Origin of the sequence: Stenotrophomonas sp. (genome assembly GCF_050737575.1) — a bacterium.
In the GTDB taxonomy this organism is placed as follows: domain Bacteria; phylum Pseudomonadota; class Gammaproteobacteria; order Xanthomonadales; family Xanthomonadaceae; genus Stenotrophomonas.
In genome coordinates, this window is sequence record NZ_JBOHXW010000004.1 from 307,773 (window position 1) to 320,489 (window position 12,717).

At 61.7% G+C, this 12,717-nt stretch carries 13 protein-coding genes; 8 read left to right on the forward strand and 5 right to left on the reverse strand.

Annotated elements, in window-relative coordinates:
* Positions 1–3: 3 nt before the first annotated feature.
* From ACREP4_RS09975 to ykgO, 4 genes are all read right to left on the reverse strand, one after another.
* A complete protein-coding gene (locus ACREP4_RS09975) occupies positions 4–891 on the reverse strand; it encodes a carbon-nitrogen hydrolase (RefSeq protein WP_431596023.1) in 888 nt (295 codons plus the stop codon).
* A 122-nt stretch (positions 892–1,013) separates the two neighbouring features.
* On the reverse strand, positions 1,014–2,066 hold the full coding sequence (locus tag ACREP4_RS09980) for an agmatine deiminase family protein (protein ID WP_431596024.1): 1,053 nt from the start codon (positions 2,064–2,066) through the stop codon (positions 1,014–1,016).
* An 82-nt stretch (positions 2,067–2,148) separates the two neighbouring features.
* A complete protein-coding gene (locus ACREP4_RS09985; RefSeq protein ID WP_431596025.1) occupies positions 2,149–2,478 on the reverse strand; it encodes a hypothetical protein in 330 nt (109 codons plus the stop codon).
* A gap of 128 nt (positions 2,479–2,606) precedes the next feature.
* Complete coding sequence (gene ykgO / locus ACREP4_RS09990) at positions 2,607–2,732, reverse strand: type B 50S ribosomal protein L36 (protein ID WP_057628212.1); 126 nt, start codon at positions 2,730–2,732, stop codon at positions 2,607–2,609.
* A 190-nt stretch (positions 2,733–2,922) separates the two neighbouring features.
* Between ykgO and cmk the strand changes: the two genes are divergently transcribed.
* The 8 genes from cmk (at position 2,923) to galU (ending at position 11,215) form a co-directional block, all read left to right on the forward strand.
* Positions 2,923–3,600 (forward strand): (d)CMP kinase, encoded by a 678-nt coding sequence (gene cmk / locus ACREP4_RS09995; protein ID WP_431596026.1) that lies wholly within the window; start codon positions 2,923–2,925, stop codon positions 3,598–3,600.
* A gap of 194 nt (positions 3,601–3,794) precedes the next feature.
* Entirely contained in the window at positions 3,795–5,474 is a 1,680-nt protein-coding gene (gene rpsA, locus ACREP4_RS10000) for a 30S ribosomal protein S1 (RefSeq protein ID WP_431596027.1), read from the forward strand.
* A 90-nt stretch (positions 5,475–5,564) separates the two neighbouring features.
* Complete coding sequence (locus ACREP4_RS10005; protein ID WP_057628209.1) at positions 5,565–5,870, forward strand: integration host factor subunit beta; 306 nt, start codon at positions 5,565–5,567, stop codon at positions 5,868–5,870.
* A 79-nt stretch (positions 5,871–5,949) separates the two neighbouring features.
* Entirely contained in the window at positions 5,950–6,246 is a 297-nt protein-coding gene (locus ACREP4_RS10010; protein ID WP_431596028.1) for a lipopolysaccharide assembly protein LapA domain-containing protein, read from the forward strand.
* 6 nt (positions 6,247–6,252) lie between these two features.
* On the forward strand, positions 6,253–7,431 hold the full coding sequence (gene lapB, locus ACREP4_RS10015) for a lipopolysaccharide assembly protein LapB (protein ID WP_431596029.1): 1,179 nt from the start codon (positions 6,253–6,255) through the stop codon (positions 7,429–7,431).
* Positions 7,432–7,488: 57 nt separating this feature from the next.
* A complete protein-coding gene (locus tag ACREP4_RS10020; RefSeq protein ID WP_431596030.1) occupies positions 7,489–8,421 on the forward strand; it encodes an MraY family glycosyltransferase in 933 nt (310 codons plus the stop codon).
* Positions 8,421–10,337, forward strand: a complete 1,917-nt coding sequence (locus tag ACREP4_RS10025; RefSeq protein ID WP_431596031.1) for a polysaccharide biosynthesis protein — start codon at positions 8,421–8,423, stop codon at positions 10,335–10,337. The genes ACREP4_RS10020 and ACREP4_RS10025 overlap by 1 nt, the downstream gene beginning before the upstream one ends.
* Positions 10,337–11,215 carry a UTP--glucose-1-phosphate uridylyltransferase GalU gene (galU, locus tag ACREP4_RS10030; protein ID WP_431596032.1) on the forward strand — a complete coding sequence of 293 codons (879 nt, stop codon included), beginning with the start codon at positions 10,337–10,339 and terminating at the stop codon, positions 11,213–11,215. Before ACREP4_RS10025 ends, galU begins: the two co-directional genes overlap by 1 nt.
* Positions 11,216–11,557: 342 nt before the next feature.
* Here the strand turns inward: galU and rnd are convergent, their stop codons facing one another.
* Positions 11,558–12,640 (reverse strand): ribonuclease D, encoded by a 1,083-nt coding sequence (gene rnd / locus ACREP4_RS10035; RefSeq protein ID WP_431596033.1) that lies wholly within the window; start codon positions 12,638–12,640, stop codon positions 11,558–11,560.
* Positions 12,641–12,717: the final 77 nt, after the last annotated feature.

Here is a 12,717-nt window from a genome sequence, read left to right on the forward strand (position 1 = left end):
GTATCAGTCGATGTAGCGCTTGAGCAGGTCGCCGTAAGCATCAATGCGACGGTCGCGCAGGAACGGCCAGATGCGGCGCACATGTTCACTGCGCTGCAGATCCACGTCGCAGATCAGCAGGGTGGCGTCGGTGCCGGCTTCGGCCAGGAACTCGCCCTGCGGACCAAGCACATGGCTGTTGCCCCAGAAGTCGATGCCCGAAGCGCCCATCGGCGATGCTTCGTGACCCACGCGGTTGCAGCTCAGCACCGGCACGCCATTGGCGACAGCGTGGCCGCGATGACTCAGCACCCAGGCGTCGCGCTGACGGTTCTTTTCGTCCTGCACGTCGTCCGGATCCCAACCGATGGCAGTCGGGTAGAGCAGCAGTTCGGCGCCGGCCAACGCCATCAGGCGAGCGGCTTCCGGGTACCACTGGTCCCAGCACACCAGCACGCCAAGACGGCCCACCGAGGTGTCGATCGGCTTGAAGCCGATGTCGCCCGGGGTGAAGTAGAACTTCTCGTAGAAGCCCGGGTCGTCGGGGATGTGCATCTTGCGGTACTTGCCCAGCAAGGTGCCGTCCTTCTCGAAGACGACCGCGGTGTTGTGATACAGGCCCGCGGCGCGGCGCTCGAACAGCGAACCGACAATCACCACGCCGTGCTTCTTGGCCAATGCGCCCAGGCGTTCGGTGCTGGGGCCGGGGATCGGCTCGGCCAGGTCGAACTCGTCCACCGATTCGTGCTGGCAGAAATACGCACCGTTGTGCAGCTCCTGCAACAGCACCAGTTTCGCGCCTTGCGCGGCCGCCTCGGCCACACGGGCTTCGATGACGTCCAGATTGGCAGCGGCGTCGCCGTGGTTGCGTTCCTGGACAAGGGCGACGGTCAGGGTGTGACGGGAGCTCATTCGGTTACGGATCCTGCGTGCGAAAGGCGCATGGTAGCGCGGAAGCCGCAGCGGAATGTCCGCTGCGGCTGAACGTAAGCGCCCGCTGGCAGCGTCGCCAGCGGGGCGTGGTTACGGTGTGATCAGGGCGTGATCTGAGCGGCCAGCAAGCCGGCCGGCAGCTGCATGGTGATGCAGTGCAGGCTGCCGTTCTGCCAGATCAGCGAGCGGCAGGGAACCTGCACGATTTCGCGGTCCGGGAATGCCTGTGCGAGCACGTCGCGGGCCGCATCGTCGGCAACGTCGCCATAGGCTGGCATCAGCACCGCGCCGTTGACGATCAGAAAGTTGGCATACGAGGCGGCCAGGCGGCGGCCGTCGTCGATCACCGGCTGCGGCCACGGCAACGGGAACAGGCGGTAAGGCTTGCCGTCGGTGGTGCGCATGGCCGCCAGTTCCGCACCCATCGCGCGCAGTTCGGCGTGGTGGGAATCCTGCGCGTCATCGCAGTCCTGGTAGACGATGCTGTCGGCCGATGCAAAGCGGGCGAGGGTGTCGACATGAGCGTCGGTGTCGTCGCCCTCCAGATAGCCGTGATCCAGCCACAACACGCGGTCCTGCTGCATCCACTGCGCCATGTCGGCGCTGAGCGATTCGCGGTCACGATCGGGATGACGTTCGTGCAGGCACTGCCAGGTGGTCAGCAGGGTGCCGGCGCCATCGGTGTCGACCGCGCCGCCTTCCAGTGCGAACGGAATGCTGCGCACCTCGGCATTGGCGTTGAACACGCCCGCGCCGTGCAGCACGCCCACCAATTGGTCGTCGAGGCTGGCTTCAAACTTGCCGCCCCAGCCGGTGAAGCGGAAGTCCAGCAACTGGAAGCTTCCATCGGCACGTTTGAGCGTGATCGGGCCGGAATCGCGCAACCAGGTGTCGTCGTACTGCGCGGTGACGAAATGCACGCGCTCCATGTCGATGCGGTTGGAGCGCAGGCGCATCTCGGCGTAGGTTTCGATGTCGTCATCGCCCACGCAGATCAGCACCGGCTGGAAGCGGGTGATGGCGGCGACCAGCGCGATGTAGGTCTCTTCAACCTCGGCCAGGCGGTCAGCCCAATCGGTATCGGCGTGCGGCCAGGCGATCAATACGCCGGACTGGGATTCCCATTCGGCTGGAAAACGGAGCGTGTCGTTCATTTCTTCTTGCTGGTAGAGCCCGGCGCGATGGCGCTGGGACGGAAGTGATGGCCAGTGTTGGTGCTGGCCATCACGGGCCAAGTCAGCGGATCGGCGGTTTCGGGCCGATTTCGTTGGGAGCTGCCTGGTTGGCAACCACATCGATCACGCGCTGCTTCTCGAAATAGACAGTGAATGCCGGGTAGACCCAGCGGTTGATGGTCGGCCACTGTTGCTTCTGGCCGCCGCGCGGCTCCAATCGCTCCTGCGGTGCGCCGAAGCGGGCTTCGACCTGGCTGGCGGTTTCGCCGCGCGCCGGCAATGCGCCGGCAGGCTTTTCCTGCGCACGTTCGATCAACAGCGTGTCGGCCATTGCCGAAGGTGCTGCGATCAGCGCGGTGATCAGGCTCAGTGTTTTCAACATTTGCTTCATGGTCGCTTCTCCCCAGAGGACAGGTGACGATTACAGCAAAAAAACGGCAACAAAAAACCGCCCGGAGGCGGCTTTTTGTGAAAAGCCGAAACCCTTTCGGATTCCGGTGTCGGCTTGCGCCGACCGGCTCAGCGCTGGCGAGCCTTGAAGCGCGGGTTCGACTTGCAGATCACGAAGATCTTGCCGCGACGGCGAACAACTTTGCAATCACGGTGACGGGTCTTCGCCGACTTCAGGGAGGACAGGACTTTCATTGCATACCTCGGCGGATAACTGTTGGAATTTTCAAGAGCGCGGCCGCGGCTATGCAGGATGACGCTCGTTCAAGCCCGCCATTCTACCGGGTAATTCCATGCGCGTTCAAGTGGTTGCATTGAACGACGTGCCAGGACGGCTGCGCAGGGCGCTAGAATAACCTGATTCGTGTCCAGATCAGGCAGCCAGATGAGCCAGCTTTCCCCCGTTCTCACCATTGATGGCCCGTCCGGGGCAGGCAAAGGCACCGTCAGCCGTATCGTCGCCCGGCAGCTGGGTTGGCACTACTTGGATTCAGGTGCGCTTTATCGTGCGGTGGGTGTGGCGGCCAGCTGGGCGGACATCGACACCTCCGATGCTTCGGCGCTGGTGCGCTGTACTTTCGACACCAAGGTTCAGTTCGCTGAACAAGGTGAGAGCCTGCGTGTGCTGGTCAACGGTACCGACGCCACCGACGAGCTGCGCCTAGAAACGACGGGGGCTTTGGCCTCTGCCATCGCCGCCATTCCCGAAGTGCGGGCCGCGCTGAAAGAGCGCCAGCGCGCGTTCAGGGTTTCGCCGGGGCTGGTGGCCGATGGTCGTGACATGGGGACGGTCATCTTCCCGGATGCCCCATTCAAGGTATTCCTGACTGCGAGCGCCGAGGAGCGCGCGCAGCGACGGCATAAGCAGTTGAAAGAAAAAGGGGTTTCGGTTAACTTTGACGACCTCCTGCGCGAGATCATGGCCCGCGACGCCCGTGATGCACAGCGCGCAGTGGCGCCCCTGAGGCCGGCCGAAGACGCCGTTCTCATCGACACCAGCGGTATTGGCATCGACGACGTCGTTGCCAAGGTGCTGGGTCTGGTTTCCCTCAAGGAAGCTTGATCCAATGCAGCGTTGAGTGTGGCCAGTGCATCGGCTGCAGTCGCAGATGAAGTTGCAACAACCCCGCTGCGCAATGGTGCGTGGTGGGCTTTTTTCATTCACATGCGGCCGCTTTCATGGGGTCGTCCAACAGGCTGGACAGTCCGGGTTTCCGCAACAGATCCGCTGTCCGTGTGTCCAACTGAGTAAATCTAATGACCGAATCATTTGCCGAACTGTTTGAAGCCAGTCAAGCCAACCTGGCCAAGCTGAAGCCCGGTTCCATCGTTGTCGGTACCGTCGTTGAGGTCCGTGGCGATGTGGTGGTGATCAACGCCGGGCTGAAGTCCGAAGGCATCGTGCCGATCGAACAGTTCCGTAACGACGCTGGTGAGATCGACGTGGGTGTGGGCGACCAGGTAAAGGTTGCCCTCGACTCGATCGAAAACGGCTTCGGCGAGACCGTTCTGTCGCGTGAGAAAGCCAAGCGCGCGATGGTGTGGGACGAGCTGGAAGAAGCGTTGGAAAAGAACGAAACCATCACCGGTCGCATCAGCGGCAAGGTCAAGGGTGGTTTCACCGTGGACATCAAGGATGTCCGCGCATTCCTGCCCGGTTCGCTGGTCGATGTGCGCCCCGTGCGCGACCCGGCCTACCTGGAAGGCAAGGAGCTGGAATTCAAGCTCATCAAGCTGGACCGCAAGCGTAACAACGTGGTCGTTTCGCGTCGTGCAGTTGTCGAGAGCGAGCACTCGGAAGAGCGCGAGCAGCTGATGGACAAGCTGCAGGAAGGCGCGATTCTGAAGGGTGTCGTCAAGAACCTGACCGACTACGGCGCATTCGTGGACCTGGGCGGTATCGACGGCCTGCTGCACATCACCGACATGGCATGGAAGCGCGTGCGCCATCCGTCCGAAGTCGTGAACGTCGGCGACGAGCTGGACGTGCGCGTGCTGAAGTTCGACCGCGAGCGCAACCGCGTTTCGCTGGGTCTGAAGCAGCTGGGCGAAGATCCGTGGGACAACATCTCGCGTCGTTACCCGGCTAACAGCCGCGTGTTCGGCAAGGTCTCCAACGTCACCGATTACGGCGCATTCGTTGAGATCGAGCCGGGCGTCGAAGGCCTGGTGCACGTGTCCGAGATGGATTGGACCAACAAGAACGTCAACCCGTCGAAGGTTGTGCAGGTCGGTGACGAAGTCGAAGTCATGGTCCTGGACGTCGACGAGGAGCGTCGCCGCATCTCGCTGGGCATGAAGCAGGTTGCTGCCAATCCGTGGGAAACCTTTGCCGCCATCTTCAAGAAGGGCGACAAGGTTGCCGGCCAGATCAAGTCGATCACCGACTTCGGCATCTTCATCGGCCTGGACGGCGGTATCGATGGCCTGGTGCACCTGTCGGATATCAGCTGGAACACCACCGGCGAAGACGTGGTCCGCAACTACAAGAAGGGCGACACCCTGGAAGCCGTTGTTCTGGCGGTCGATCCGGAGCGTGAGCGCATCTCGCTGGGCGTCAAGCAGCTTGAGCAGGATCCGTTCGGCCAGTTCATGGCGATCAATCCGAAGGGCTCGAAGGTCGAGGGCGTGGTCAAGGAAGTGGACGCCAAGGGCGCGACCATTGAACTGGCTGACGGCATCGAAGGTTACGTGGCTGCACGCGACATCAGTGTCGACCGTGTGGACGACGCGACCCAGCACCTGAAGGTCGGCGACAAGGTCGAAGCCAAGTTCGTGGGCATGGACCGCAAGGGCCGTACCCTGCAGCTGTCGATCAAGGCCAAGGACGATGCTGAAATGCGCGAAACGCTGGAGGACTACCAGTCCGCTTCCGGCGGCACCACCCAGCTGGGTGCGCTGCTTCGTGCACAGTTGAACAGCAACAAGTCCGAGTAATCGGGCATCCTGTTGCAGATGTGACCTGGGCGGCCCGGATAACAATCCGGGCCGCTTCAGGGTTGAGACCCTGCCATTGGCGAGTACGCAATGACCAAATCCGAATTGATCGAAATCCTCGCGCGCCATCAGGCGCACCTGAAGGCTGATGATGTCGATCTGGCGGTGAAGTCGTTGTTGGAAATGATGGGGGGGGCGTTGTCCTCTGGGGATCGCATCGAGATCCGCGGTTTTGGTAGTTTTTCGCTGCATTACCGCCCGCCGCGTCTGGGCCGCAACCCGAAAACGGGGGAGTCGGTCGCGTTGCCGGGCAAGCATGTGCCGCATTTCAAGCCGGGCAAGGAGCTGCGCGAACGCGTCAGTTCGGTGGTGCCGCTGGAAAGCGATCCGGCCTGAAACGGGCCGCCGTGCTTCGCTGCGCATTCATGCGCTGATTCGGTAAGCTACGGCCTCTAGTTATAGGAGTAGCTGCGGCATGAAGGTCGTCCGTTTGTTGATCCTGCTGGCAGTGCTTGTCGGCGGCCTGGTGATTGGCTCGCTAAATTCGCAGCCCATTGAAATCAGCCTGGCGTTTTGGATGCTCAAGACCACCTCTGGCATCGCGATCATCGCATCACTGTTGATCGGTGCATTGGTCGGTGGCGGCATGGTGCTGGCCGGCCTGGTCGTGCCGATGTATGCCAAGTTGCGGCGTGCCAACAAGGCCGCTTCCGCAGCAGTTCCCGAGCCGGCGGCTACCGTGCAATCTCCTTCTCCTTTCGACGGGCGCTGATCGAAGATGGCCTTTATCAGTGAGTGGTTCTGGTTTTTTCTGTGCGTGCCGATTGCGGCAGTCGCCGGTTGGGTGGTGGGGCGTCGCGGCGGTCAGCGCCATAGCGAGAATCAGGTCAGCCGCCTGTCCAGCACCTATTTTCGTGGCTTGAATTACCTGCTCAACGAGCAGCCGGACAAGGCCATTGAGCTGTTCCTGCATATCGCCGAGCTGGACAAGGAAACGTTTGAAACGCAGGTCGCGCTGGGGCATTTGTTCCGACGTCGCGGCGAAGTGGATCGCGCCATTCGACTGCATCAGGGCTTGGTCAATCGTAGTGATCTGAATGATGCGCAGCGCGTGCAGGCACTGCTGGCGCTGGGCGAGGACTACATGAAGTCCGGGCTGCTGGATCGCGCCGAGACGGTGTTCACCGAGTTGGCGCAGCTGGATCAGCGTGCGCCGCAGGCACTCAAGCATCTGATCAGCATCTATCAGGCCGAGCGCGACTGGGAAAAGGCGATCGAAAACGCTACCCGTTACGAGCAGGTCACCGACGAGCCGATGGGCAAGTTGATTGGTCAGTTCGAGTGTGAGTTGGCTGAGCGTTATCGCGCTGCCGGTCGTCTGGATGACGCGCGCGCGGCGATCATTCGCGCCAACGCTGCCGACGCCATGAGCGTGCGTGCGGGCATCATCGAGGGCCGTCTGGAAAGCGATTTCGGCAATGACGAGGCTGCGGTGCGTGCGTTTGAGCGTGCGGCACGCAACGACCCGGATTACCTGCCCGAAATCCTGCCGCAGCTGGTCAAGAACTATCGCAACGTTGGCGATATCGCTGGCGCGCGCGCCTTCCTCGCGGAGATGACCGAGCACTATCGCGGTATCGCACCGGTGCTGGCGTTGACGCGCTTGATGGAAGAGCAGGAAGGCCTCGCGCCTGCGCGTGCTTATCTTGGCCGCCAGTTGAAGGATCGCCCGTCGGTGCGTGGCGAGTCGGCGTTGATCGACCTGACCTTGGCCGAGGGTGCCGACCCGGTCGCCACCTTGCAGGATCTGAAGCACATCACCGACCAGTTGCTGGTGCGCAACCCTGCGTATCGCTGTACCCGTTGCGGCTTTGGTGCGCGGACCCACCATTGGCAATGCCCGAGCTGCAAGGAGTGGGGCACGGTCAAGCCACTGCTGAACTACGCGGTGCTCTGAGCTGTGCCATCGCCTTATTTGTGGCTCCCGTTGGCCGCCTTCTGTGTAGCTGTCGGGGTGACCTGGCTGGCGATTCGTTATGCAGTCAAACGCCAGCTGATGGATATGCCGGGCGAACGACGCAGTCATACCGTCTCTACCCCGCGTGGCGGCGGGATCGGCATTGTGATTTCGGTGCTGTTAGCGTGCCTGGTAGCGGCGCTGCTGTATCCAGCGGCAGCTGTCGCGATCAGTGGGTTCGCCATTGGCCTGGTCATGGTGGCGGGAATCGGTTGGTGGGATGACCACCGTTCTCTGCCGGCGCTTCCACGGCTGGGTGTCCATCTGCTGGCAGCGATCCTGCTGGGCGGATTGGTGTGGTTTGGCAGCGGTAGCCTGGTCAAAGCGCTGTTCTGTACCTTGCTTGCTGTCTCATTGATCAACATCTGGAACTTCATGGATGGGATCAACGGTTTGGCCGTTACTCAAGCAATTCTGGTTGGCGTTGGTGCTGTCGTTCTATTGCCGGCCCCGTATGCGCTGGCCGGCTTGGTGGTGGCTGCGGCGTGTCTGGGCTTTCTCCCCTTCAACTTCCCCAAGGCCCGCGTATTCATGGGAGATGTAGGGAGCGGGGCGCTGGGCTACGTGATGGCGGGCTTGTTGGCGCTGGGCTTGACGGTGACCGACGTGGCCGCCCCGCTGTGGTTGATGCTGCCAACGGCTTTCTTCGTTGATGCCGGCTTCACATTGCTGACGCGGATGCTCAAGGGTGAGCGCTGGATGCAACCGCATACCCAGCATCTGTATCAAAAATTGGTAAAGCGTGAATGGAGTCACCCCTTCGTGACGGGGGGCTATTCGCTCTTTACCTTGTGCGGAACTACACTTGCGGCGTTGTTTTCAAGGCTTTCCCTAGGTTGGGGGTGGGCAGGGGGCGTTATCTGGGTGGCTGCGACCGCAGTGGCCTGGTTTTTCCTGCGCAGGCGATATTTCATTAAGGACGAGAGCTGATGGCATCCTGGCAAAAGCGTTTTTTTGCGGATAGTGGGTTGCGGTACGCGGTGATGCTGCATGACCTGGCGATGGTCTGGCTGTGTTGGCAGCTGCTGTTTGCCGCCCGTTACGCCATGCTGGAAAACGCACCGCCGTTGCCCCTGTTCTCGTTGGACGTGCTGGTGGTTGTTGCCCTGCAGGCCGTGGCCTTCTGGAAAGTGGGGCTCTATCGCGGGCTCTGGCGCTTTGCCAGCGTTGCCGACCTGATCAATATCTTCAAGGCGAGCTTTGTTGGATTGCTGGCCATTGTGGTGGTGTTTTCGTACCGCCGCCTGCACGGGATACCGATCTCGGTACTCGTGGTGTACCCGTTCGCTCTGGCTGCGCTGTTGGGCACGCCTCGCTTGCTCTACCGGGCGTGGAAGGACTATCAGAACGTTCAATCCGATGCGCGTGCGCGTCGTGTGCTGGTGCTGGGGGCGGGGCAGGCCGCCGAATCGTTGATCAAGGACCTCCGCCGCTCTGGTGACTATGAGCCGGTTGGCGTGCTGGATGATTCGACCCATCTGCGCGGTGCGAAGTTGCACGGTATTCCGATTCTCGGCGGATTGGACGATGTGGCCTTGGTCGCCAAGGAAGCCGATGCCAAATTGCTGGTGATCGCTATTCCCACGCTGGATGCAGCGGGGATGCAGCGTGTCGTGGGCCTGTGTGAAAGCACCGGTCTGCCGTTCCGGACCGTGCCGAAACTGGCAGATATCCTCGAGGGTAGCTCGCTTCCCGGCCAGCTCAAGGAAGTGGCAATTGAGGACCTGCTGGGGCGCAAGCCCATTCTTCCAGACTGGGAATTGATCCGCGGCTGGCTGCGTGGTCGTACCGTGCTGGTCACAGGGGGCGGCGGGTCGATCGGTTCCGAACTTTGCCGGCAGGTCGCGCGCCATGGCGCCACACGGATTGTCGTGCTGGAAATCAGCGAGCTGCTGATGATCAACATCCAGGCTGAGTTGCGCCGCAGCTTCCCTGGGTTGCAGGTGCACGGGGTGCTGGGCGATTGCGGCGACCCGGCGGTGGTCCGGCATGCCTTGAAGAGCTACAAGCCAGATACCGTATTCCATGCAGCCGCGTACAAGCAGGTTCCTTTGTTGGAGGAGCAGCTGCGCGAAGCGGTGCGCAACAACACACTGGCGACCGAATGCGTGGCAACGGCCTGCGTCGAAGACGGCGTGGAGAACTTCGTTTTCATCTCGACCGACAAGGCGGTGGATCCGGCCAACGCGCTGGGCGCGAGCAAGCGCTACGCCGAAATGATCTGCCAGAGCTTGAACAAGCGCTCGCCAGCGACCCGGTTTGTCACGGTGCGGTTCGGCAACGTGCTGGGCTCGGTGGGCAGCGTGGTTCCGATGTTCCGTGAGCAGATCCGCACCGGCGGGCCGATCACCGTGACCCACCCGGATGTCAGTCGCTACTTCATGACGATTCCCGAAGCATGTCTGCTTATTCTGCAGGCCGCTGCGTCTTCGTCGCGCGGCGCCATCTACATGCTGGACATGGGCGAGCCGGTCCTTATCCGGCACCTGGCCGAGCAGATGATCCGGCTGGCAGGGAAAGTTCCGGGAGTGGATGTTCCCATCGTCTACACCGGCCTGCGTGCTGGCGAGAAGCTGCACGAAAGCCTGTTCTACGATGACGAAAATTGCCAGCCAACTGCGCACCCAAAAGTGCTGGAGGCTGGTGTGCGTGAGTTCTCGCCGGAGTTGGTGCTGAGCAACGTCGCGGTGCTGCGGCGAGCGATTGCTGCGTACGATATTGATGTGATGCGCGACGTTCTGTCGACCACGATCCCCGAGTTTCAGCCAGTTGAAGAACATGCCGTGCGCGGTGCGACGGCAAAGATTGTGCAGTTCCCCACCAAGGAAGCAGGAAGGAATCACTGATGAGCGGTCGTATTAGAAAGGCGGTATTTCCAGTCGCAGGTCTCGGAACGCGGTTTTTGCCCGCGACCAAGACCGTCCCCAAGGAGATGCTGCCGATCATTGACCGGCCGCTGATTCAGTACGCAGTGGATGAAGCCATCGAAGCCGGTTGCGACACGCTGGTGTTCGTGACCAACCGCTACAAGCATGCGGTGGCTGACTACTTCGACAAGGCCTACGAGCTGGAGCAGAAGCTTGAGCGCGCGGGAAAAGTTGAACAGTTGGAACTGATCCGACATGTGCTGCCCAAGGGCGTGCGCGCGGTGTTTGTTACCCAGACTGAAGCATTGGGCTTGGGTCATGCGGTGCTGTGTGCCAAGGCGATCATCGGCGATGAGCCGTTTGCGGTGCTGCTGCCGGACGACCTGATCTGGAACCGTGGTGAAGGTGCGCTCAAGCAGATGGCCGACCTCAACCAGGCGACCGGCGCCAGTGTGATTGCGGTTGAAGACGTGCCGCACGACAAGACCGGCAGCTACGGCATCGTGGCGACGGATGCGTTTGATGGACGTCAGGGGCGGATTTCGCAGATCGTTGAGAAGCCCAAGCCCGAAGACGCGCCGAGTGACTTGGCCGTGGTTGGGCGTTACGTGCTCAGCCCGAAGATTTTCGAGCTGCTGGAGAACACCGCAACCGGTGCCGGTGGCGAGATCCAGCTGACCGATGCCATTGCCCAGTTGCTCAAGAGTGAGCCGGTGAACGCTTACCGTTTTGAAGGCACGCGCTTTGACTGTGGCACCCACCTGGGGCTGGTTGAAGCGACCATTCGTTTCGCGCTGGAAAACGAGAAGCTCGCCCAGCCGGCGCGCGAACTGATGCAGCGGATGCTGGCCGAGTGAGCTGATCGGGGCGCGCGAAAGCGTGACTTGTTCAAGATTGGATTCAAGATTTCATGAAAGCCCAGAAGTCCTGAGTGCAGGATTTCCGGGCTTTTTCTTTGGGGCTTTACCGGCCGGCTGGAAAGGCTTTTGTCGAGCATGGCTCGGCACTGCCGGCAGTTCCGTTCCAGGATTTCGGCCTTGCCTACCAAAATAAAAGGGCACCGCCAGGTGCCCTTTTTGCTCTTCACGTAGCGCGTAGCCGCGGCTCGCAAAGCAGTACCGGTGAAGCCTTTGCCGAGCATGGCTCGGCACTACCGTCGGCGATCAATACAGCAAATGGCGGTGATCGGTTGCTGCCGATCAGGCTTGCGGCAATAGCGGGCGCAGGATCGGTTCCAGTTGTTGCTGGCGCCAGCCGCCCAGTGCGTTCGGCCATTGGCCGCTTTCGAGCAGCGACTCCAGGTGCTTGCGCGAGGCGAGCAGACCATCGGGAAGACCGAGTTCGGCAGTGACCTTGGCGACGGCATCCTGCAGGCGCTTGAGCGCGGCTTTGTTGCCCTCGGTGGCTTGCAACGCCATCGGTGCGTCGGCTTCGTCCGGCAGCGGCGTGTTCAGTGCTTCCCACAGCGACTGCGCCAGTTTGCGCGGGGCTTTGGGGAAGCGGCCAAATACGTTGAGCATCGCTTCGTAGTCGGCGGGCGGGGTGCGGGCGAGCAGGGCGGCCAGTTCGTTGTCCAGGATCCAACTGCGCGGCTTGTCGCTCGCCCGGGCCTGCTGTTCGCGCCAGCGCAACAGGCGCAACAGGCGCAGTTGAGATTCCGGATCGAGGAATTGCGATGAACGCATCGACAGGTGCGGCCAATGTTCGCTTTCGTCACGCTCGACGCTGGCAATCATGCGTTCGCCGTCGTCCAGCAGCCATTGCATGCGGTCTTTTGCCTGAAGCCGCTCGCTGATGGTGTCGTGCAGTGCGAACAGATATTCGACATCGTCAGCGGCGTATTCGAGCTGGGCATCGGTCAGCGGGCGCTTGAGCCAGTCCGAGCGCGTCTCGCCCTTGGGCAGGGTGACGCCGGTGATCTCGGCCACCAGCTTCTGGTAGCCCATGCCGCCGCCGATGCCGGCCAGCGCCGCGCCGATCTGGGTGTCGAACAGGGGGCGTGGCAGCGCGTCGCAGGCGGACTTGAAGGCGACCAGATCTTCGCTGGCGCTGTGCATGACCTTGATGATCGAGGTATCGGTCAGCCAAGGCTTCAAGGCCTCGCACATGCCGGGTATCAGCGGGTCGATCAGCAGGATTTCAGTGCCGACCGCCATCTGCACCAAGGCCAGTTGTGGCCAGTAGGTGCGTTCACGGATGAATTCGGTGTCCAATCCAATGCGGTCGGGGCGCTGTTGATAGCGCGCTTCCAGTTCCGATGGGTGTTTGATCCAGTAAGCCACGTGGGTTCCGTCGAAGGCAGGGTTTGCTCAGGCAGGCGAGAATAGCCTAACGTCGGGCCGCTCCCGTCGGAGTGGGC

Bases quoted from the DNA above. Each gene is read 5' to 3' on its own strand.
- lapB (WP_431596029.1), top strand. From the start codon at position 6,253: ATGGCCTTTATCAGTGAGTGGTTCTGGTTTTTTCTGTGCGTGCCGATT.
- galU (WP_431596032.1), top strand. From the start codon at position 10,337: ATGAGCGGTCGTATTAGAAAGGCGGTATTTCCAGTCGCAGGTCTCGGA.
- ACREP4_RS09980 (WP_431596024.1), bottom strand. From the start codon at position 2,066: ATGAACGACACGCTCCGTTTTCCAGCCGAATGGGAATCCCAGTCCGGC.
- rpsA (WP_431596027.1), top strand. From the start codon at position 3,795: ATGACCGAATCATTTGCCGAACTGTTTGAAGCCAGTCAAGCCAACCTG.
- ACREP4_RS10010 (WP_431596028.1), top strand. From the start codon at position 5,950: ATGAAGGTCGTCCGTTTGTTGATCCTGCTGGCAGTGCTTGTCGGCGGC.
- ACREP4_RS10025 (WP_431596031.1), top strand. From the start codon at position 8,421: ATGGCATCCTGGCAAAAGCGTTTTTTTGCGGATAGTGGGTTGCGGTAC.
- ACREP4_RS09985 (WP_431596025.1), bottom strand. From the start codon at position 2,478: ATGAAGCAAATGTTGAAAACACTGAGCCTGATCACCGCGCTGATCGCA.
- ACREP4_RS09975 (WP_431596023.1), bottom strand. From the start codon at position 891: ATGAGCTCCCGTCACACCCTGACCGTCGCCCTTGTCCAGGAACGCAAC.
- cmk (WP_431596026.1), top strand. From the start codon at position 2,923: ATGAGCCAGCTTTCCCCCGTTCTCACCATTGATGGCCCGTCCGGGGCA.
- ykgO (WP_057628212.1), bottom strand. From the start codon at position 2,732: ATGAAAGTCCTGTCCTCCCTGAAGTCGGCGAAGACCCGTCACCGTGAT.
- ACREP4_RS10005 (WP_057628209.1), top strand. From the start codon at position 5,565: ATGACCAAATCCGAATTGATCGAAATCCTCGCGCGCCATCAGGCGCAC.